Origin of the sequence: Sunxiuqinia indica (assembly GCF_009847015.1) — a bacterium.
Classification (GTDB): Bacteria; Bacteroidota; Bacteroidia; order Bacteroidales; family Prolixibacteraceae; genus Sunxiuqinia; species Sunxiuqinia indica.
The window spans coordinates 244,602-267,177 of record NZ_WVEM01000003.1 but is presented as its reverse complement, the minus strand read 5'-3'; the positions used below and the strand labels follow the sequence as shown (position 1 = coordinate 267,177).

19 protein-coding genes are annotated in these 22,576 nt (G+C 40.5%); 13 read left to right on the top strand and 6 right to left on the bottom strand.

The annotated features are described in order from the left end of the window. Window positions 1-195 precede the first annotated feature (195 nt). The gene (gcvT, locus tag GR929_RS06380; protein WP_159518107.1) at window positions 196-1,287 is read right to left on the bottom strand and encodes a glycine cleavage system aminomethyltransferase GcvT; all 1,092 of its coding nucleotides are present in this window, start codon (window positions 1,285-1,287) and stop codon (window positions 196-198) included. Between the two features lie 236 nt (window positions 1,288-1,523). On the opposite strand from gcvT, the gene GR929_RS06375 reads away from it, so the two are divergent. After that, the gene (locus tag GR929_RS06375; protein WP_159518106.1) at window positions 1,524-1,913 is read left to right on the top strand and encodes an Hpt domain-containing protein; all 390 of its coding nucleotides are present in this window, start codon (window positions 1,524-1,526) and stop codon (window positions 1,911-1,913) included. Between the two features lie 78 nt (window positions 1,914-1,991). Here the strand turns inward: GR929_RS06375 and clpB are convergent, their stop codons facing one another. Then, window positions 1,992-4,580 (bottom strand): ATP-dependent chaperone ClpB, encoded by a 2,589-nt coding sequence (clpB, locus tag GR929_RS06370; protein ID WP_159518105.1) that lies wholly within the window; start codon window positions 4,578-4,580, stop codon window positions 1,992-1,994. 740 nt (window positions 4,581-5,320) lie between these two features. On the opposite strand from clpB, the gene ppdK reads away from it, so the two are divergent. Next, the gene (ppdK, locus tag GR929_RS06365; RefSeq protein ID WP_159518104.1) at window positions 5,321-8,032 is read left to right on the top strand and encodes a pyruvate, phosphate dikinase; all 2,712 of its coding nucleotides are present in this window, start codon (window positions 5,321-5,323) and stop codon (window positions 8,030-8,032) included. A 138-nt stretch (window positions 8,033-8,170) separates the two neighbouring features. Here the strand turns inward: ppdK and GR929_RS06360 are convergent, their stop codons facing one another. Further along, window positions 8,171-8,599, bottom strand: coding sequence for an OsmC family protein (locus GR929_RS06360; protein ID WP_159518103.1), 429 nt, complete (start codon window positions 8,597-8,599; stop codon window positions 8,171-8,173). A gap of 326 nt (window positions 8,600-8,925) precedes the next feature. Between GR929_RS06360 and GR929_RS06355 the strand changes: the two genes are divergently transcribed. From GR929_RS06355 to GR929_RS06305, 11 genes are all read left to right on the top strand, one after another. Next, the gene (locus GR929_RS06355) at window positions 8,926-10,350 is read left to right on the top strand and encodes a nicotinate phosphoribosyltransferase (RefSeq protein WP_159518102.1); all 1,425 of its coding nucleotides are present in this window, start codon (window positions 8,926-8,928) and stop codon (window positions 10,348-10,350) included. A 169-nt stretch (window positions 10,351-10,519) separates the two neighbouring features. After that, window positions 10,520-11,053, top strand: a complete 534-nt coding sequence (locus GR929_RS06350; protein ID WP_159518101.1) for a nicotinamidase — start codon at window positions 10,520-10,522, stop codon at window positions 11,051-11,053. Between the two features lie 107 nt (window positions 11,054-11,160). Continuing rightward, window positions 11,161-11,655 (top strand): MarR family winged helix-turn-helix transcriptional regulator, encoded by a 495-nt coding sequence (locus GR929_RS06345; RefSeq protein WP_159518100.1) that lies wholly within the window; start codon window positions 11,161-11,163, stop codon window positions 11,653-11,655. A 234-nt stretch (window positions 11,656-11,889) separates the two neighbouring features. Continuing rightward, window positions 11,890-13,200, top strand: a complete 1,311-nt coding sequence (kamA, locus tag GR929_RS06340; protein WP_159518099.1) for a lysine 2,3-aminomutase — start codon at window positions 11,890-11,892, stop codon at window positions 13,198-13,200. Beyond that, window positions 13,172-14,029: a putative beta-lysine N-acetyltransferase gene (gene ablB / locus GR929_RS06335; RefSeq protein ID WP_159518098.1), complete on the top strand. Its 858-nt coding sequence runs from the start codon at window positions 13,172-13,174 to the stop codon at window positions 14,027-14,029. The genes kamA and ablB overlap by 29 nt, the downstream gene beginning before the upstream one ends. A 2-nt stretch (window positions 14,030-14,031) precedes the next feature. Beyond that, entirely contained in the window at window positions 14,032-14,247 is a 216-nt protein-coding gene (locus tag GR929_RS06330; protein ID WP_159518097.1) for a hypothetical protein, read from the top strand. A 3-nt stretch (window positions 14,248-14,250) separates the two neighbouring features. Further along, window positions 14,251-14,472, top strand: a complete 222-nt coding sequence (locus GR929_RS06325) for a hypothetical protein (RefSeq protein WP_159518096.1) — start codon at window positions 14,251-14,253, stop codon at window positions 14,470-14,472. Next, entirely contained in the window at window positions 14,472-15,899 is a 1,428-nt protein-coding gene (locus tag GR929_RS06320) for a sodium:solute symporter family protein (protein WP_159518095.1), read from the top strand. The genes GR929_RS06325 and GR929_RS06320 overlap by 1 nt, the downstream gene beginning before the upstream one ends. 64 nt (window positions 15,900-15,963) lie before the next feature. Further along, on the top strand, window positions 15,964-16,467 hold the full coding sequence (locus tag GR929_RS06315) for a YkgJ family cysteine cluster protein (RefSeq protein ID WP_159518094.1): 504 nt from the start codon (window positions 15,964-15,966) through the stop codon (window positions 16,465-16,467). Window positions 16,468-16,836: 369 nt separating this feature from the next. Continuing rightward, window positions 16,837-17,526: a sensor histidine kinase gene (locus GR929_RS06310; protein ID WP_159518093.1), complete on the top strand. Its 690-nt coding sequence runs from the start codon at window positions 16,837-16,839 to the stop codon at window positions 17,524-17,526. After that, window positions 17,519-18,616, top strand: coding sequence for a response regulator (locus GR929_RS06305; RefSeq protein ID WP_159518092.1), 1,098 nt, complete (start codon window positions 17,519-17,521; stop codon window positions 18,614-18,616). The genes GR929_RS06310 and GR929_RS06305 overlap by 8 nt, the downstream gene beginning before the upstream one ends. Window positions 18,617-18,665: 49 nt before the next feature. Here the strand turns inward: GR929_RS06305 and GR929_RS06300 are convergent, their stop codons facing one another. Genes GR929_RS06300 through GR929_RS06290 form a run of 3 tightly spaced genes read right to left on the bottom strand, consistent with a single transcriptional unit; the run spans window position 18,666 to window position 22,563 of the window. Continuing rightward, entirely contained in the window at window positions 18,666-19,736 is a 1,071-nt protein-coding gene (locus GR929_RS06300) for a PKD domain-containing protein (protein ID WP_159518091.1), read from the bottom strand. 16 nt (window positions 19,737-19,752) lie between these two features. Further along, a complete protein-coding gene (locus tag GR929_RS06295; protein WP_159518090.1) occupies window positions 19,753-21,129 on the bottom strand; it encodes a glycoside hydrolase family 88/105 protein in 1,377 nt (458 codons plus the stop codon). Window positions 21,130-21,147: 18 nt separating this feature from the next. Beyond that, a complete protein-coding gene (locus tag GR929_RS06290; RefSeq protein WP_159518089.1) occupies window positions 21,148-22,563 on the bottom strand; it encodes a glycoside hydrolase family 28 protein in 1,416 nt (471 codons plus the stop codon). Window positions 22,564-22,576 lie beyond the last annotated feature (13 nt).

Sequence of the window (22,576 nt, the reverse complement as noted above, 5' to 3'; positions counted from 1 at the left end):
AATTGTTCTCAGTGAGTCTTTGAACCTGTTTTCGACCAATCAGAATCTCGTTCTGTTAATAACAAATGTATGCTCAACACTCAACTAAGCACGCAGAATAATGGAACATTAATCCTTCGGGTTACGGTGATAAGCAAAAAAAGCCTGCTGATATCAGCAGGCTTTCCAGATTAGAAAAGTTGTAAGTCAACCCCCTTAAAGAAGACTCACAAAAGGTACTTTTACTACCTTTGCTTTCAATAGTCTATTTCTAATTTTCACATAGATTTCTGTTCCAAATGCGGAATATTCTTTATCCAAATATCCCATTCCAATCCCTTTATTTAACATCGGCGATTGTGTACCTGAAGTGACTTTACCGATAACATGCCCATCCTTATCAGCCAATTCGTAATCGTGACGAGGAATACCGCGATCAATCATTTCAAATCCTCGCAGCTTACGAGTCACGCCTTCGCTTTTTTGCACCAACAACAAATCTTTGTCAATGAAATCATTGTTATCATTAAACTTAGTAATCCATCCAAGTCCGGCCTCAATCGGTGACGTTGTATCATCAATATCGTTTCCATAAAGACAAAAGCCCATTTCCAGACGTAAGGTATCGCGAGCTCCTAAACCAATTGGTTTAATGCCAAATTCTTGCCCCGCTTCAAAAATGGCTTTATAAATCTTTTCAGCATGTTCATTTCTGAAATACAACTCAAAGCCACCCGATCCGGTGTAGCCTGTTGCTGAAATAATAACGTCATCAACTCCTGCAAACTGATCGGTTACAAAAGTGTAATATGGTATTTCATTCAGATTTATTTTAGTGAGCTTTTGCAGTGTTGTGGTAGCTTTTGGCCCTTGTATTGCCAATTGACTAATGTCGTCTGACGCATTTTCAAGCTCGGCTCCAACACTATTTTGCGAAACCAGCCATTTCCAATCCTTCTCTATATTCGACGCATTTACAACCAGCATATATTTTTCAGGCTCGTAATAATAGACCAACAAATCGTCTACAATACCGCCTTTGCCATTCGGGAAACAAGTGTATTGTGCCTGTCCCTTGCTCAATTTAGATACATCGTTGGTTGTAAGCTTTTGCACTAATTTTGCAGCATTCGGTCCTTTCACCCAAAATTCGCCCATATGCGAAACATCGAAAACACCAACGCCTTTTCGTACCGTAAGGTGTTCGTCTTTTATACCACTAAACTCGACTGGCATTTCAAAACCAACAAAATCTACCATTTTGCCTCCGGCATCTTTATGCAGCTGATTAAAGGAAGTTTTCTTCATCAATTCTAAATTAAGCTAGCAAATGTAATGGTTAAAAGAATCTTTTTCCATGAATAATATCAGAATTTTTGACCCATTTTACAATTTTTTCAATTCTCAAAATATCACGTTTCTCAATAGAATCATCTGTCTGGCTGATTTTGCACACGGGCATCCGTCACAATAAAATAGACCAGACTCAAAATATCCCATCCGCTTCCTCGTTGGCATTATAAAAGTTTTTTAACTACTTTTGAATGATAAAATTTATCAACATTATCAACAAACGAATGGCTGAGCAAAAGTATACCGATCTAAACTACCTGAAAGAAATTACAGGTGGCGAAGACGAAATTCTAAAGGAGTTTATCAACATGTTTTTTGATCAAATTCCTGAGTTTAAAGATGGATTGCACGAGCATCTGAAAAATAAACGATACAAGGAATTAGGAGAACTAGCACACAAAGCGAAATCATCGGTTATGACTTTTGGCATGGACGATTTAGGTCACCAACTGAAAGAACTCCAGTTAAAAACTCAGAAGCTTGCCGATATTGATACTTACCCGGCATACGTTCAAGAGTTTGATACAGTCGTTGCACATGCAGAAAAAGAACTACAGGAAGTTTTGGATTCACTAAAATAGAAAAGGGTACTTATCGCACCCTTTCTCTTGACTATAATCGGTTGTTTCTTAGGGGTGTTGCATCAACGTGCATTTCATTTATTTACTTACGAATTTTAATTCATCGTCTTCAAGAACAATCTGAATCGTTTGATCAAGATTAACATCTCCGGCAAGTATCTTTTTCGACAGTTCATTCAATACATGCTTTTGCAATAGCCGGTTAACAGGACGAGCACCATATTGGGGGTCGTATCCGATAGCAGCTAACCAATCAACTGCTTCATCACTAATTTCAATCTTCAGATCCTGATTGCTCATTCGTTTCACAATTCGGTTAAACTGGATTCGAACAATTTGTTTGATGTCTTCTCGTGACAATGGCGTGAACATGATTGTTTCGTCAATCCGATTCAGAAACTCAGGTCGAATCGTTTTTCTCAACAGATTGAAAACGGCCTTCTGAGTTTCTTCATAAACCTCCCCCTTATTGCCTGCTTTCATTCGTTCAAAACCTTCCTGTATAATTTGAGATCCAAGATTTGAAGTCATGATAATAATGGTGTTTTTGAAATTAACAACTCGCCCTTTATTATCGGTCAACCGACCATCATCCAGGACTTGCAGCAAGACATTAAACACATCCGGATGTGCTTTTTCAATTTCATCAAACAAGACAACCGAATAGGGCTTCCGGCGAACCGCTTCACTTAACTGCCCGCCTTCATCGTACCCAATATATCCGGGAGGCGACCCAATCAACCGAGTGACCGAGAATTTTTCCTGATATTCCGACATATCAATGCGGGTAACCATATTCTCATCATTAAAAAGGTACTCGGCCAATGCCTTCGCCAATTCGGTTTTACCAACTCCTGTTGTGCCTAAAAAGATAAACGAACCGATCGGTCTCTTTTCATCTTGTAGTCCCGCACGGCTTCGGCGCACCGCATCAGCCACCGCATGAATGGCCTCTTTTTGACCAACAACACGGTTGTGTAATTCATCCTCCAGGTGAAGTAACTTTTCACGTTCACTTTGCATCATTCTGGAAACAGGAATTCCCGTCCAGCGAGCAACGACGTCTGCAATATCTTCAGCATCCACTTCTTCTTTTATTAAAGAATCTCCCTGGACTTCGTGCAATTCTTGCTCCAACCGGATGATTTGCTCTTCAGCTTCTTTGATTTTACCATACCGAAATTCAGCCACTTTGCCATAATCTCCTGATCGCTCGGCTTGTTCTGCCTCAAACTTAAAGCTTTCTATGTTGGTTTTATTTTGCTGAATTTGGTCAATCAACGATTTTTCCATTTCCCACTGTGCACGATACCTCGACTGCTCCTCTTTCAGGTTGGCAATCTCTTCGCCAAGCAAAGCCAGCTTGCTTTCATCTTTTTCTCGTTTAATGGCTTCCCGCTCGATCTCCAACTGCTTCATACGGCGTTCGATTTCATCCAATTCCTCTGGCACCGAATCCATCTCCAAACGCAACTTGGCAGCTGCCTCGTCCATCAAATCAATAGCTTTGTCGGGCAAGAATCGGTCAGAAATATATCGCTGAGATAGCTCCACCGCTGCAATAATTGCATTGTCCAAAATGCGAACCTTGTGGTGACCTTCGTAGCGTTCTTTCAGTCCACGTAAAATAGATATCGCACTCAACGCGTCCGGCTCATTCACCATCACAATCTGAAAACGACGTTCCAATGCTTTATCCTTTTCAAAGTACTTTTGATATTCATTTAATGTGGTGGCTCCAATCGAACGTAGTTCGCCACGGGCTAACGCAGGCTTCAGAATATTGGCAGCATCCATAGCACCTTCTCCCTTTCCTGCGCCCACCAATGTGTGAATTTCGTCAATAAACAAGATAATTTCACCATCCGATTTCACCACTTCATTGACCACCGCCTTCAGGCGCTCTTCAAACTCACCTTTGTATTTGGCTCCGGCAACAAGCGCTCCCATGTCCAGCGAGAACAGCTGCTTTGACTTCAGGTTTTCGGGTACATCTCCCCGCACAATTCGATGAGCCAAACCTTCGGCAATAGCCGTTTTTCCTGTTCCGGGTTCACCAATCAAAACCGGGTTATTTTTTGTTCTACGAGAGAGAATCTGCAAAATTCTGCGAATTTCATCATCGCGACCAATGACAGGATCAAGTTTCCCGCTTCGGGCTCTCTCATTCAGGTTAACTGCAAAACGGTTCAACGAGTTAAACTGGTCTTCAGCTGTCTGACTTTGCACTTTCGCTCCTTTACGCAATTCTTCGACGGCCGCGTTTAGCTCTTTTTTCCCTACTCCGTTATCCTTTAGCAAAGTAGAAATCGTATCACCAGTCTCCAGTAGGGACATTAACACATGCTCAACCGAGACAAAATCATCTCCCATTTTTTTGGAGATATCAATTGACTTCTGCAATGCTTTATTGGTATTACCCGAAAGGTATTGTTCTCCCCCGGTAACTTTAGGATACGATTGGATGATTTGCTCCAGCGCTTGTTGAAAAATGCCCGTATTTACTCCTAGTTTTTTTAATAGAAAACCGGTTACATTTTCAGCCGCATGTAATAAGCCTTTCAAGACATGACCGTTTTCAACGGCCTGCTGATTATTCGCTTGCGCAATTTCAAACGCATGCTGCAATGCCTCCTGCGATTTAATTGTAAAGTTGTTAAAATTCATGGTTTCCTCCTTTATTCATTTCTACCCGCTGCTCTTCAAAAAGTTAGCCAAAACGACTCGTTAGAGAAATACAGACATTTTGTCTTTCCAAATTATGAAAAGCAGAAGCGTTTTCAGGAAGAATTTTAAAAGGATGGAATTTTTGACAGTTGGTAAAAATAATAAAAGGATGGTTGCAACCATCCTTTTAAACTAATTTAACCAAACCTATCTATGAAAAAAAATTACTTGTCTTTTTGCTAAATCTTACAATACAAATGTACGTCAGATTCTAGTTAACAACATTCAACTAACGTTAATAAATGTGAAAAATGTTCTTTCTGAAAAAATTTGTCGGAAGCTACAAATTCAACAAAATAATAGAAGGATGGTTAGAACCATCCTTCTATTATAACTTAACCAAACCTATCTCTATGAAAAAAATTAATTGTCTTTTTACTAAATCTTACAATACAAATGTACGTCAGATTATAGTTAAGAACACTCAAACAACGTTAATAAATGTTAAGAACTATCAGATTCTGATATTCGTATTTAAATAGCCCTTGAAACTGCCAAGCCCGATATTAAACGAACATTCAGGAAGTCTTTAAGGTGCCGGAAAGTTACCACTTAACTAAAAGTGGCTATATAACACGCTAATTGATTGGTTTTTTAGAATTCATTTTTTCAATTTTATAACGTTCTAAAAAGAACAGACTTAAACTGATTTTTTATTACTAATCTACAAAAAACGCTTTATGACAAAGTATGTTTATACGTTCGGTAACGGTAAAGCAGAAGGCAAAGCCGATATGAAAAACCTCCTTGGAGGTAAAGGAGCTAACCTGGCAGAGATGAACCTGATTGGTGTGCCAGTCCCCCCTGGTTTTACGATTACAACCGAAGTTTGTACCCTCTATACGCAACAGGGACACCACGCTGCTGTTTCATCCATAAAAGATGAAGTTGAAAAAGCAGTGGCCCTTATTGAAGAATTAACCAACACAAAATTTGGAGACAAAGATAATCCGTGCCTTGTTTCCGTGCGTTCCGGGGCTAGAGTATCAATGCCCGGTATGATGGATACTGTTTTAAATCTTGGATTGAACGATTTAGCAGTACAGGGAATTGCAAAAAAATCAGGGAACGAACGTTTTGCATGGGATTCGTATCGTCGTTTTGTACAAATGTATGGCGATGTTGTTTTAGGTCTGAAACCCGAAAGCAAGGAAGATATTGATCCTTTTGAGGAAATCATGGAAAGCCTGAAAGAAGAAAAAGGCATTGAGTTGGATACCGACTTCACAACTGACGACTTAAAGGTGCTGGTTACCCGCTTTAAAGAAGCTGTACTAAAAGTAACCGGGAAAAGTTTCCCGGACGACCCATGGCAACAACTATGGGGAGCGATATCCGCTGTTTTCGATAGCTGGATGAATGAACGCGCTATCTATTATCGCAAGATCAACAATATCCCGGTTGAATGGGGAACAGCAGTAAACGTGCAAGCGATGGTCTATGGAAACATGGGTGACACGTCTGCAACAGGAGTTGCCTTTACCCGCGATGCCGGAACAGGCGAAGATATTTTCAACGGCGAATACCTGATTAATGCGCAAGGGGAAGATGTTGTTGCCGGCACCCGAACTCCGCAACAGATTACCCTGGAAGGCAGTAAGCGCTGGGCCGAACTAGCTGAAGTTAGTGAGGAAATGCGTAAAGACGAATTTCCTTCGCTGGAAGAAACCATGCCTGCTATTTATAAAGAATTAATGGAAACCCAGGAAAAACTGGAAAACCACTACAAGGATATGCAGGATTTGGAGTTTACCATCCAGGACGGCAAGCTGTGGCTTCTACAAACCCGAAACGGAAAACGAACCGGAGCAGCGATGGTTAAAATTGCTGTTGACATGCTGGAGCAAGGTATGATTGATAACAAAACCGCGTTATTAAGAATAGAACCTAACAAGCTGGACGAATTACTCCACCCTATTTTTGATACCGATGCACTTGAGAGCGCAAAAATTGTTGCCAAAGGGCTACCAGCATCTCCCGGAGCTGCAACAGGTCAAGTGGTATTCTTTGCCGACGAAGCTAACAAATACGAAAATTCAATTCTCGTACGAATTGAAACTTCTCCCGAAGATTTAGAAGGAATGAATATTGCCCGTGGTATTTTAACCGCCAGAGGAGGAATGACCTCGCATGCCGCAGTAGTTGCACGCGGCATGGGTAAATGCTGCGTTTCCGGTGCAGGAGCCATTAAAATTAACTACAAAACAAGAGTAATGACCGTTGCCGGAAAAGAAATCAAGGAAGGCGACTGGATTTCACTGAATGGTACGACCGGCCAAGTTCTTGAAGGCAAAGTAAAAACAAAGAATCCTGACCTTGGAGGTGACTTTGCCAAAATAATGGACTTGTCTGATCAGTTTGCTCGAATGACAGTTCGCACCAATGCTGATACGCCAAATGATGCAAAGGTTGCACGCAAGTTTGGAGCGCAGGGAATTGGACTCTGCCGAACAGAACACATGTTCTTCGAGGGTCATCGAATTAAAGCAATGCGCGAAATGATATTGTCATCAACTCTGGAAGGGCGAGAAAAAGCACTCGCGAAACTACTCCCCTACCAGCGAGAAGATTTTGAAGGTATATTCGAAGCAATGGAAGGCTATGGAGTTACGGTGCGGTTATTGGACCCACCATTGCATGAATTTGTACCTCACCAACAAGCAACTCAAAAAGAACTTGCTGATGAAATGGGAATCTCAATTGATGCTGTCAAGTCCAAAATTTCAGATTTAGAAGAGTTTAACCCCATGTTGGGACACCGCGGTTGCCGATTAGGTATTACCTATCCTGAGATTACAGCCATGCAGGCACGAGCAATTATTGAAGCAGCACTTAACCTGAAAGCAAAAGGAGTTGATGCACGTCCTGAGATCATGGTTCCTTTGGTGGGCACAGTTGCCGAGCTAAAAAACCAGACCAAAATCATCCGATCCACTGCAGAGTCAGTATTTAAAGAAAAAGGCGATCGCATCGACTATTTAGTTGGAACAATGATTGAAATTCCACGAGCGGCACTAACTGCTGACCATATTGCTGCAGAAGCTGATTTCTTTTCGTTCGGAACAAATGACTTAACCCAAATGACACTGGGATATTCACGCGACGATGCCGGTAAATTTCTACCAGTTTATTTAGAAAATGGTATTTTGCAACAGGATCCATTCCAGGTACTCGACCAAAATGGAGTTGGTCAATTGGTGAAAATGGGGGTTGAAAAGGGCCGTTCAGCCAAACCAAAATTGAAAGTTGGTATTTGTGGTGAACACGGTGGAGAACCGAGCTCTGTCGAGTTTTGCGACAGTGTCAATTTAGACTATGTGAGTTGCTCTCCTTATCGTGTTCCTATTGCCCGGATAGCAGCCGCTCTAGCAAATGTCAAACACAGTAGCTAGTTTTACTACGATCGGAAAATAAAAAACGCCGTTTTTGGAAATCCAAAGACGGCGTTTTCGTCTCAAAGGTCTGTTATTGAAATAAAGGAACTGAAAAAAAACTTCCTGTTCCACTGCTATTTTTTATACGATAATTTTTTAACTCTTCAATTTAGCATCCATCGTTATCTTAATGGCCGAAAGTGCTTGAGAAACGGGGCAGTTTTCTTTAGCCTTAGTCGCAAGTTCCTGAAACTTATCGTCGTCAATATCCGGAATTTTTGCCTCTACATCCAGGTGGCTTTCTGTTATTTTAAAACCACCATCAACCTGATCTAACTTGATACTAGCAACTGCTTTTACTTCTTTCGGGTCAAAACCTTCACCATCTAAAATATTCGAAAAAGCCATTGAAAAACAACCTGCATGAGCTGATCCAATCAACATTTCAGGATTTGCACCCACTCCATCTTCAAATCTTGATTTAAAACTAAACGGAAATTCAGTGTCGCTTTTCTCGAATTGCATGCGACCGTTTCCATCTTTCAAATTCCCTTTCCAATATGCATGTGCTTTATTAACTTTCATGAAATGTTTTTTTTTGATTATAAATAATGTAACTATCCTTCTTTTTGCAAACCAAGTGCCGAAAACAAAGCTCAACCGCAACAAAACAACAAAACAAGCTAATAATCAACCACACAGACAACCATTAAAAAACCTGATCTTCGAAAAAAAACAAGAAAAAAGTGTGCTGAAAAATCTACCACTGAGGTGAAAAATACACACTTCGAGAATTCTAAATCCGGTGTTTTGCTCAAATCAACCAACTGAATGATAATCAAAAACTCTTTTATCAAAATTTAGTTGGTAATTTGCAAGGTATTTGTAACATGCTAGCCAAAATTTAGACAATGATATTTCCACTTCAACAAAGCACCGGGCTCTACACCGACCATTATGAATTAACAATGGCACAAGGCTATTTTTTATGCGGACTCCATAAACAGCCGGCCAATTTTGACTATTTCTTCCGCAAATGCCCTTTCAACGGGAGCTATGTTGTCTTCTCCGGTTTATCATCCGTGCTTTCAATTATCGAAAATTTCAACTATTCTGATAAGGATTGTGAGTATCTTTTGTCGATTGGATTCAACAGCAAGTTTGTTGAGTTTTTGGGAGACTTTCGTTTCAAGGGTGACATGTACGCTGCAAAGGAAGGTGAGCTTATTTTTCCTTATGAGCCGGCACTTCGCGTTGAGGGAAGCATTTTAGAATGTCAGTTAATTGAAACCCTTCTCTTGAATATTCTGAATTTTGAATCGTTGATCGCCACAAAAGCAAGTCGAATTCGCTTAGCCGCCGGCAAAAAAGCGTTAATGGAATTTGGACTAAGACGCGCTCAAGGGCTGGGAGGTATTAACGCCAGCAAAGCAGCTATTAGCGGAGGTTTCGACAAAACGTCCAACGTATACAGCGCCCATCATTTCAATATTGAAAGTACTGGAACGATGGCCCACTCATGGATACAGAGTTTTGACAATGAGTTGGAAGCTTTTCGTAGTTACGCCAGAATTTTTCCCGATTCGTGCACGCTGCTGGTTGACACATACGACACCTTGAAAAGCGGCGTCCCAAATGCTATGAAAATAGCGCATGAGTTAAAACAAAAAGGGCATGAATTAGCCGGAATTCGACTCGACAGTGGTGACTTGACTTTCCTGAGCAAAAAAGCCCGAAAGATGCTGGATGATGAAGGCTTGCAACATGTAAAGATTGTTGCCTCAAACCAACTGGATGAGAACATCATTCAAAGTCTTGAATTGCAAGGAGCCCCCATTGACATATACGGAGTGGGCACCGCACTGGCAACCGGCAAAGATGATGCAGCTCTGGATGGTGTTTTTAAGCTATCCATGATTAATGAAAAGCCATCGATAAAAGTGTCAGAAAATATTTCGAAGATGACTCTACCAGGAATAAAAACCATCCATCGATATATTGATGACGACAATCAGTTTTGTGCCGATGGTATTTCAATGGAATCGGAAGTTGAGTATGAAAAAATTTACCACATCACTCTGCCTGAAAAACAAAAACAAATAAATTCGTGTAGAAAAGAATCGCTTGTACATCAAGTAATGAAAGGAGGCCAAACAATAATACCACAACAAACGCCTTCAGAATTAGCTCTGTATACGCAGTCCCGTTTAAAGCAACTTCCGGATGAGCATAAACGATTTTTAAATCCACATGTTTATAAAGTTGGAATCAGCGAACAACTATTATCTATAAGGAATGACCTTGCCCGAAAATACCTGAAAAAAGATCCTTTTTAGAATATCAATAAAATACAGCAATATGAAACAAGCATGGAAAAGTCTTTCCACAGAGGAAAATCACGATATTCGAGTTACATATAAATGAGCTTGAAGATTTTATTGAATACTTGTTAAGCAAACGGCTAAACAAGCTAAATAATATTGATATATTAAAATTGCAGAACAGATGAAAGCACTACTAATCGTTGATCTTCAAAATGACTTTCTTCCGGGAGGAGCACTGCCGGCGCCACAAGGAAATCAAATCATACCTGTCATTAATCAGTTGATGAACCAGTTTTCATTGGTGATCGCATCAAGAGATTGGCACCCCAAGGACACCGTTCATTTTGATAAATGGCCAGTGCATTGTGTCGCAGAAACCAAAGGAGCCGATTTTCCGGCACAACTGGATCAATCAAATATCGAACAAGTTGTACAAAAAGGAACCAAGGATAGTGATGATGGCTATTCCGCCTTTGAAGCAACCAACCTAAACTTAGATAATTACCTTAAAAAAAATCAGGTTAGTGAATTATTTATTTGTGGTTTAACAACTGAATATTGTGTAAAAACAACTGTTTTGGATGCGTTAAAGCTTGGATACAAAACCGTAGTAATAAAGAACGCAGTTGCAGGCGTACATGCACAACCGGGTGATGAAGACAGAGCCTGGGAAGAAATGAAAAATCAGGGAGCAACACTTGTTGAGCTTGCATAATATCAAGAAGATCACCAACCCAGTTGCTTAAAAGTAAGGAGAATATATTTTTTCCTTTGAAAAGATGTGAAACTGGCTTATTTTTGCTTCCTGTTGAAACAAAAAAAATGGATCCTACAGAAATTTTAATCACCATCCGTAAAATTGTACGGTCAATCAATCTGGAATCGAAAAAGATCCAAAAAGAATATGGCGTCAGTATTCCTCAGATACTATGTCTTAGTTACTTGCATGCCTCAAAAAACTACCAATCAACGCAAGGTGAAATTCGCAAGTTCCTGAATTTAAACTCCAGCACAACAAGTGGAATTATTGATCGTCTTGAAAGCAAAAGCTATCTAGTTCGTCTTCCAAAACAAGGAGACCGAAGGGTTGTTAATATCGCTTTATCTTCAAAAGGCGCTGATCTATTAAAAAGAATTCCGCCACTAATGCACGACCGCCTAACATCGAAACTAACCACATTGCCCAACATCGAACTACAACAGATACAAGACAACCTGCAGACATTGGTCAGTCTTCTTGACATTGAGAACGTTGAAGCTTCACCAATGATCACGATTGAAGAACCAATTAACCCAAACAAACCGGAAAAAAACTAATCTTCGTTTCCACACAACACAACCTATACGCGTATAAAATATACATTCATAACTTTAACTGATTGTTAAGCCGCCTCTCTTTAGCATCATTCTAAATAAGGAGTTTATAAGACTGCATTTCAGCGCGGTACACATGAATAGCCTATCAATTAGACAAATGAAGATAGTTACATATTTTGCCAACGAAGCCTAAATGTCGTATTTTTGTTCGCATAGAAACAAACAGACTTTATTATGGAGATCTTTAATGGCATTCAGCAAGCAATTGCATCCAAGATTAACAACCAATCTACCATTTCGAACTGGAAAGACTGGAAGTGGCAACTGAAGCATTCAATCAGTACGATTGAACAATTCGAAAAATTGACCGGAATCGATTTCAGTGAAGAAGAAAAAGGAAAACTTGAAAGAACACTGGATAAATTTCCGCTATCCATCACCCCTTACTACGCATCGTTAATCTCGAAAGAGAACTACAAGAATGATCCTGTATTCATCCAATCATTCGCAAATGTTAACGAACTCAATGTTCTAAATACAGACCTTGCAGACCCGTTGTCAGAAGATAGAGACAGTCCTGAAGTAGGAATTACACACCGCTATCCAGACCGAGTATTATTTCACGTAAGTAATGTTTGTGCAATGTATTGCAGGCACTGTACCCGAAAACGCAAGGTGGGTGACGTCGACTTTGTTCCTTCAAAAGAACAGCTACAAAAAGGAATTGAATATATCAAAAAAACACCACAAGTTCGCGACGTATTACTGTCTGGTGGTGATCCACTTATGCTTCCCGATAGTAAAATTGACTGGCTTTTGAGTGAACTATCAGCTATTCCACATGTTGAGGTTGTTCGTATAGGAACTAGAATGCCAGTTGTTCTTCCGTACAGAATCACGGATAACTTGATTAATATTTTGAAAAAATATCAGCCACTATGGATCAATACTCATTTCAACCATCCGCGTGAAATGACAAGCTCGGCCAAAGAAGCAGTCAGGAAACTTGCTGACGGAGGATTTCCTGTTGGTAATCAAACTGTATTGCTGGCAAATGTTAATGATTGTCCGCGGATTATGAAACACCTGGTTCACAAACTTGTGCAAAACAGGGTACGCCCCTATTATTTGTACCAATGTGATTTATCTGAAGGGTTGTCGCATTTCCGCACCCCAGTTGGAAAAGGTATCGAAATCATGGAAAGTTTGATTGGACATACCAGTGGATTCTCAGTTCCGACATATGTCATTGATGCTCCTGGAGGAGGTGGCAAAATTCCGGTTATGCCAAACTATATCATTTCGTGGTCGACCGACAAAGTAGTACTTCGAAACTACGAAGGAGTTATTACCACTTACAAAGAACCAGATCATTACGAGAATAAATTTTGTGATCGCGACTGCGAAAACTGTAATTTGGAACTAAACCTTCAGGAAAGCGATGAGATGAAATCATTGGGAATCGAAAAACTATTATCGGATTCAGATACGTCAATTTCATTAATCCCTGAAGATAATGAACGATATAACAGAAGAGAAGAATAAAATGGATCGTATTGAAAAAATTGGCCACTCAGTTGTACATCATGGAAAATTTAACAACCGTATTTTCCTACTGAAATACAGCGATAAGGATAGGCAAAACATAACACAACTATTAAATAGCTTAGCGGCCACCAATGGGTACACGAAAATAATTGCCAAAGTGCCCGCTGCCGCACAACCTGTTTTCCTGATCGATGGATATAGGCAGGAAGCTTTTATTCCTGCGTTTTACAAAGGCGAAGAGGATGTATTTTTCATGTCGAAATTTTTAAGCGATGAACGCGATGCTACGCCGGAAGCTTCACTTTCAACTTTAATTGATTTGTTGGCAGCCGATGCAAGCATTAATGGCGTAGCACTGAACAAACAGTTCACCTTAGATATGGCAACGATGGAGGACGCAGCAGAAATGTCGGAGATATTCAAGCAGGTTTTTGCTACCTACCCCTTCCCTGTTACCAATCCTGAATACATCAAGGAAACCATGAATGATGGTTCAGTGATTTATTTTGGTGTTTGGGATAAGGGCAAATTGGTAGGTATTTCCTCAGCCGAAGTCGATCCGAAAAACAAGAATGCAGAAATGACCGACTTCGCAGTATTACCGGAATATCGGGGACATAAGCTGGCCTACTTTTTACTAGAAAAAATGGAAGCAAAGTTGCAAGAACTAAACTATAAAACTGCCTATACAATTGCCCGATTAAATTCGCCGGGAATGAACAAAACTTTCATTAACCATGGGTATCATTTTTCTGGAGTACTAAAAAACAACACCAACATTTCCGGGCAAATCGAAAGCATGAACGTTTATTACAAAACACTTTAGCTATGGTTAATCAAAGACATTTAGGACATCTGTGCCCCTATGCAAAAGAATGTCCTGTTTTTCAGGAGGAGTTGATCGTTAAGGACGTCATTCCTTTCCTGATCAAAAACGTATTTTGCAACCGAGGACAAAAAGGATGGAAAAATTGTGAGCGGTTTAAATTAGCAGAAACCGGACAAGAGATTCCAAAAACAGCAACCCCTTATAAACAGAAATAGATAATGAGAAAAGAAATTGAATTAGAAAAAATTAAAGACAACACAGAAAGAGAAATTATTAAATTACTTAGCGAGCACGACAAATTCATGATGGGAGATATCGTTATGAAACTTAGATTGAGTTATCAGCGTGGTCATGAATATCTAAACTCGCTATTGGATAAAAACTGGGTTAGCAATACCGAGCAGCCCCCCTATTACACCCTGAAAATTGATTTAAAATAATGCATTGGATTGATCTGACTATTTTCACGGTCTACCTCATTTTTATGCTTGGCGTTGGATTTTTTTTCCTGCGCAAAAACAAAGACACTGACGATTATTTTGTTGGTGGCCGACGAATGAGCAGCCTGCACATCGGCCTTTCGGTTGTTGCAACCGACGTTGGCGGAGGCTTCTCCATTGGATTGGGAGGGCTGGGATTTGTCATGGGAGTATCGGGTAGCTGGCTGCTATTTAGCGGACTTATTGGAGCTTGGCTAACCGCAGTTGTTCTGGTTCCAAAAGTTCACCGGCTGTCGCAACGCCAGAACCTGTTGTCGTTTCCTCAGTTTTTGGAAAACAGCTACAGCAAGCAAGTTGCTTTAATTGCGGGCATCATTTCAGCCATCGGATACCTCGGCTTTACCAGTTCCCAAATTTTAGCCGGAGCAAAATTAGCGGCTGCAACATTTCCATCACTCTCATTCACCACGGCACTGCTTGTCATGGGAGTAATAGCTGTGTTTTACACTGTGCTCGGTGGACTTAAAGCCGTCATTTACACCGATACGATCCAATGGATTATATTGATGGGAGGATTAATCTTTGTGGCATTACCACTCTGTTACTTCGCCGTAGGAGGCTTCGACGCTATTCGGGAAACCCTGCCTGCCTCATACCTGAGTTTTACCAACATTAGCTGGCAGCAATTCTTAAACTGGATGATTACCGTTATTCCTATCTGGTTTATCGGAATGACGTTATATCAGCGGATTTATGCATCGCGCACTCCAAAATCAGCCCAGCGAGCCTGGTTTATTGCCGGACTATTCGAATACCCTTTAATGGCGTTCACGGGTGTACTGTTAGGCCTACTGGCCAAGGTCGCCTATGAAAATGGGATGCTCGCAGTTTCGGGCTTTCCTATTGGAAGTGAGATTGATTCGGAAATGGGATTGCCGGTGCTATTAAAAACAGTGCTGCCCGTAGGGCTAACCGGCATCGTTCTTTCAGCTTACTTTTCAGCAATTATGTCCACTGCCGACAGTTGCCTTATGGCCGCTTCAGGAAATGTACTAACCGACATCATTAAAGGACACAATCACCCTTCGGGATTGCGCATATCGCAACTATTAACCTTTGCAATTGGAGCAATCGCTCTGCTGCTAGCCTTTAAAATGCCCAATGTACTCGATCTTATGCTTCACTCATACACATTCATGGTTTCCGGGCTATTTATTCCGGTAATAGCAGCACTAATAAAAACGAATAATAATCCGCTAGCTGCCTTCTGGTCGATGATTGTAGGTGGATGTACATCATTAACTTTGATTATTCTTAATCTTGATCTTCCTTTTGGCCTGGATCCTATCATTTTTGGCATCGCAAGCTCTTTAGCTGTTTTTGTTTTGCTTTCTTTTACAAAAAAGACTCCGCAAGTTTCAATTTAGACACGGTCTTTAAAGGGCAAAATTATACCTACTTTTGCTTTTCAAACCAGCAAAGGGATAACCGATGGAGTCGATCTGCTATTACAAGCCGGAAGAGCTAAAACAAATGACTGCGAATCGCAAACAAGAGTTTTCGGCCTTATTTCAAAAATTGAAAAAGAAGAAGCCGAAAAATCTGGACACGGTTGTCCATGCGCTTCACGAAGAAGCCTTTAACAAATTCGATTGTTTAGACTGTGCAAATTGCTGCTCAAGCATCAGCCCTATTGTAACAGACAAAGATGTTGACCGCTTGGCTAAAAGTCAAAAAATGAAAGCTGCTGACTTCATCGAACAACACCTGTATCTTGATGAAGATCAGGATTACGTCTTTCAGCAAAGCCCTTGTCCTTTTTTGATGCACGACAACTACTGCTGTGTTTACAACAACCGACCGCGTGCCTGTCGCGAATATCCGCACACCGACCGCAAACGCTTTTATCAAATTTTGAACCTCACCCGGAAAAATTGTGAAATTTGTCCTATCGTTTATGCAATTACCAACGAATTAATAAAGCTTGATCTGTAAACACTACAAGCGACAATAAACCCCCTTTAAATCAAACAAGATAACAATTTGATAATTTATAGAATTATTAAAGTATAGGTGGTCGCTAAAGGAATTTAAAATACGCAGATACTGCTGGATTTGTGTTCATTAAGATCAAATAGAACAAACAGCTAAATCTTAAAAACATAATTTAAAGTTTTTTGTTGCAATAGCTCGGGCACCCAATTTCGGATATCAATAACACGATTCAGTGAATAATGATCTTGATAAATATCGCTATTGAAAATTATTGTCTATTTTTATAAAAGAATTATGGTAAGAATATAAATCAAATGTTCTAACTTGTATTTTGGTTTCTAATTCTCATTTTATCGATACTCAGCAAGCATGGACTATTCATCTCCTCAAAATATTGGACAGATAATAAGCTCACTCTCTCATGAATTGAGAACCCCTATCACGATCCTTAGCTCCAACCTGCAACTACTAAAGAATAAGCATTTGCTAATGGATGAAGAGATGCGTAGTGAATCCTTTATGCTATGTGAAGAAGCCCTGAGATCGGTTACCGGATTTTTGGAAGGTATTCATTTTATCAATCTGGCGAATAAAAACGAAGTCAAAAAAAACGTTTCTATTATAAAAACTGATGAGTTCATCGAGAAAATAACCAACAATAAATCGGCATTATTTTATAAATCCGACAGAATAAAAATTAATGCACATTCGCCCCATACCACATTCAACTCCGACGAACATTTGCTTATCATGGCTGTCACACAATTATTAGATAATGCCTATAAATTCTCAGCAAAAGATGTCATACTTACTATTTTTACTGATGACGAATTTGTAAATGTAACGATTGAAGATAGTGGCGTCGGAATTCCAGAGGACAAGCTCGAATCTATTTTCCTCCCGTTTTATCGTTGTGAAGAAGTGAAGATGATTAGCGGCATTGGTCTGGGATTACCCATCGCACAAAAAGCGATTGAACGCCTGAATGGAACAACTGAGATTAAAAGTTCCCTCTCAAAAGGAACAAAAGTAGAAATAAAAGTACCGGTAAATGAGTGATAAAAAGATATTGATTATTGAAGATGATTTAGCATTGGGCAAGACATTGAGAAATGTATTGATGCTGAATAATTATCAAGCTGATATTGCTAGCTCCGGAGCGGAAGGTATTCAAAAAGCTTATGAATATTGCCCTGATTTGATTTTGTGTGATATAAACATGAAACCAATAGACGGATATCAGGTTTTCAACATTCTTAAAGACAGCATACTGACCAGTAGGATACCTTTCATCTTCATTACCGGAAGATCGGAATTAAACGATATTCGGATGGGGCTTGAGTTAGGAGTTGATGACTATATTGTCAAACCTTTTGAGAACGAAGATTTACTGAAATCGATTAAAGTCAGGCTCGATAAATATGAAAAGCTGGTAAATATTGGAAAAAATAATTACAAAGCTTTACTCAATCTTTCGCCATACGGTGTCTTTGTTTTTGATGGAGAAACGATTTATGAAACAAACAAAGCTTTTCTGGAAGTTACAGGTTTGTCGGACGCTGAGATTAAAGATACTACATTCGAAGATCTCTTAACGCCAAAGCAATATAACAAGATTGAAGGTCCGATTTTAAAGTGTATAAATGGGTTGAGTGATAATTTTCAGGAAGACATAAAAATAAAAAACGCTGATGGCGACACCGAGAAATTTAGGTTGCATGTAACCCCCAGCCAAAAATATAGTGGGTTCACTTTGCTGATTGGGTTACTATCCCCTCTCGAACACAAAACTGAATCAACAGCTCCTCCTGTAGAATATAAAAAACTAGTTAATATTCTGGAAGAAGAAAAAATTACGATTTCGGGAGATCTTGCCCATAAGCTTCACAAAGCCTTTACACCATCGCAATTGAAATATCACCAAGATCAATCAGACGTATTGGTTGGTAAAAATATTTTTTCAAAACGGGAACAGGAAGTTCTTACACTTTCGTGCAAAGGTCTTCCCATTAAAATGATTGCCGATCAACTAAACATTTCGGATCGAACAGTTGAAAAACATCGTGCAAACCTCATGGAAAAAACAGGCGCAAAAAATATTGTGGAGGTTATCATTTACGCCCTGAAGAATGATTTGGTAGATATCTAAAGTTTTCGGTTTGCTTATCGGCAACTTTGAAAAACGATTTCCTTCCCCATTATTTTACGACCACATCCCAAACTTTTGCCAAACGGGATTTTCCTTGCGGACCTTCGATCCAAAGTACGACAACATATTTACCGGCTTCTTCATACTGGTGAACAGGGTTTTGTTCGGTCGAAGTTTTTCCGTCACCGAAATCCCATTTCCAGGATTGGATGTCACCCTCTGACTCGTCTTGAAAAGCGACCAACCTTCGATCCATATCAATCACTTGAAAATCCCAACTGGCTTCAACAGGCTCTTTAAACGACTCCTCTATAGGCATCAATTTGAAAGGCAAAGCATAGGAAGCATTGCCATACATGGTGTGTTCTTTCGACAAATTCCAAAAGCCATTGTTACTTTCCTTGTTTACGTCATCATAGTCTATTACTGCCCAACACAGATTGACCAATTTATTTTCATTGAGGATTGACTTCACTGCCCTGGATGGATCATTCCCGGCATAGTCAAAAGGAGTAATCCAAAATTCCAGCACTAAGTTCCCCGATTCACCCGGTTCAAAATCATATTGATAGGCTGCATTCGCATAAGGCAATTCCTTAATCCAGGGCTGACTTCCCCAAACCAGTGTCCAATCCTTCCCTTCGGCCGGAGTAAAAATATGGTAATTCTGAGCATGCACCCCGTGAAATGAAAAGTAAGCATCCATTGGATCCATTGACTTATTGGGGTGAAAACGATCGATGAACGGCCCGCCGGATTGATCGGCATCCACGATCAGCTCAAAGGTGTCATTGTGCAGTCCGGGACGAGAAAAATCCCAGTAGTTGTCGTAAGCTTCATACAAAAAATAAAGCCGGTTGAGCCCTTTCACCCATCCCACCTTTACGCTAAAGGTCAGGTTTCCTGGGTCAGCCTTTTCATGTTTTTGGCTGTCATCCCACACTTGATCCATCCCAACAGTATAGCTATCGGGAACCAGATCCCAGTCATCAACCAGACCGTTGATGACCGGGATTTGGTCTTTGGGAAACTGAAATATTTTAAACTCCCTGTTATCCTGCGACCAGCAACTAAAAGCTCCTGCAAACAAGAGAAAGAAGGTAATGATTGAATGTTTCATCCATCAATTTTTTTCGCTATTCTTTTATCATCTGCAATGAACTGTCATTAATTTCAAACGCATGACTTTTCAGTAGATTGATGACTTCGGCGCCCGCAAGTAAAACCGGACCATACCCATGTGCTGCATACACATTGATCGGTCGGTAGTAGTAGAAAGCAGGATCGAATCCCATGCCGGTTCCTACACATGTACCTTCAACCTGCCCTTTGTCGTTTACCATCGTTGTAACAGCATTCCAACCGAGCATAGCAACCGGTGCATAAGCGTACTTGTCAATCCAACCCCGATTGATTGCCTTAGCAATGGAATAGGTATAAATTGCTGTTGCAGAAGTTTCTAAATACGTGTCATTACGATCAATTAGCTGATGCCAGAAACCAGTTCCATGCTGGTATTTAGACAATCCTTTAATATGGGCTTGCAACTGTTCCAACACAGCGTCAAAGCCCTCATGGTTTTCAGGCAGTACATCCAACAATTCAACCAAGGTCATGACCGCCCAACCATTCGCACGCGCCCAATGAAATTGTGGATGAATGTCCATGTGCTGTACCCACCCGTGCATGTATAATCCTTTTTCAGCATTAAACATGCGCTCGGAGAATTGAAGGACTTGCTTTACAGCGTCATCGTAGTACTTTGAATCGCCAGTCAATTTTCCCATTTGTGCCAAAGCTGGTACACTCATAAACAAATCATCCAGCCACAAGGTGTTTGGTTGCGGACGATTACGAGCCAGTGTTCCGTCGGGTAAACGAAACTGCTTATTATGAATGTATTCTGCAAAATTATCAATCATCGGACGCAAACTTTCCATCGTTTCCAACCGCTCTGTTTTAATCATTGCAGCGCAAATTGCTCCGGCATCATCCAAAGCTCCCGGATGCAATACCGAATGAATCAACGAATGGGTCTCTGCATCAACATCTCCGAGGCTCCAATAGTAATTAGCCAGTTTGTTAATTAAGCCCAAGCGCTCTTTGGTATAATCGGCGTAACGTGAATCTCCAGTCATTTCAGTAGCCAGCAACATTCCGGCGTAAGTTACTCCCCATTCATAACTTGTCAGGCGAAAATCTCCCTGAACAAAAACAGCCTCTTCCGGTAGCGAAGTAAAATCGCTCACTTCTTCTTTGGTCTCGCCATCAATCACTTTTGCTGGTGTTGATTCATCCAAATAAGTATAAACGCGATCAATTACTTTGGTTACTTCATCAATCGTCGGTGCACCATAGGGTGTAGGGTAATCGGGCTGAAGTAAATGCAACGGTGTTGTTGTATCAGTTGCCGGCTCCGTTTTTTGTGTTTGTTCTGTTTGATTGGTGCAAGCACCCAGTAAAAAAGGCAAGACGAAGCTCGCCATTAAAGTCAATCGATCCATTTTTTTCATGTCAAATTTATTTATTCGTTAGTTGTCTTTATTTTCGTGTTCTTCAATTTTAATTGCCTTATCACGTTCGGGATGAGCAGCAGTTCCTTTAAACCCTTTTAATTGGATGTTGGAAACATCATGAGCCTCTATGGCATGAGTAAAATTATCGGGAATATTCTCACCCCATTGCATGCTGCAATTAAGTAACTCAACATTATCGGCAAATCGGATGTAATAGCCGGGGTTATCACGGTATTCAATAGCCGGATAGGATTTTGTCGGGCGGTTATCCATCAGGTTGCCGGGATAATCAGTCCAGCGATCCATCGTGATATGTACATCTTCCAAACGGATGTTGCTGATACGGCTTTCCTTTGTTCCGTTGATACGCACGCTATTCTCTGATTTTCCGGTAACATTTTTAACTATCACATTATGAATCGTACCGATTTCACTGCCCGGATTTCTGGGAATTGCTGTAAATGAGATTGCTTCACCTCTTCCCCACCAAGGCGCTGAATGATAACGCGAAACAAAATCGATATCTTTAAATAAGATGTTGTAGACACTCCCTTCGTCGCGCAGCTGAATGGTTAATCCCCGACAACTGGTTGTTATTTTGCAACGCTCAAAAACGATATCAAAAATATCCTGAGTTGTTTCAGTTCCAATTTTGACTCCGGAGTCTTGTGTTTCCAATACACAGTCATGCACCCAAATATTTGCTGACGGTCCATAATCTTTCTCTTGCCGGGTTGCTTTAACGACAATGGCATCGTCGCCACAAGAGATTTGGCAATTTCTAATTTCGACATTGCGGCAATGATCCGGATCAATGCCATCACAGTTCGGAACATCGAGGTTATTGTTGATCTTGATTCCCTCGATTAATACATCTTCGCAACCAAGCATATGTAATGTCCAATGAGGTGCCTTTTCGATGGTGATATCCTGAATGTGTAGATCCTTACATTCTGTCAGGATAAATAACTTCGGACGCCATTCCTTCGGGATCCACCATTCATTTTCTTCTTCGTAGTGTGACATAAATTCCAAAGCACGGCCCTGCACACTTCCGGTTCCTGAAATAGTCAATTGATTAGCTCCATTGGCTATAATTGCTGCTTCTCCGGAATAATCTTCCTTTTGATCGCTAACGATTAACTGAGCATCACCTTCTAAATGAAAATTGATGTCGCTTTTCAACACTAAAGTTCCAATCAAAAACTGGTGGCCTTTGGGGACCAACACCTTTGCTCCATTTCCAACTTTCTCTGCTTCGTCAATTGCTTTTTGAATTGCGTCAGTATCCAACACGTTTCCATCTCCAACCGCACCATAATCCAGCACGTTGAAAACAGTTGCATCCTGTTTGGCAACACTTGCAGCCAATTGCCCCTGAACCAAAACCAACGCAAGTAGGAATGAGCTTAAGAAGACAGTTTTTTTCATCGTTTTATTTTTT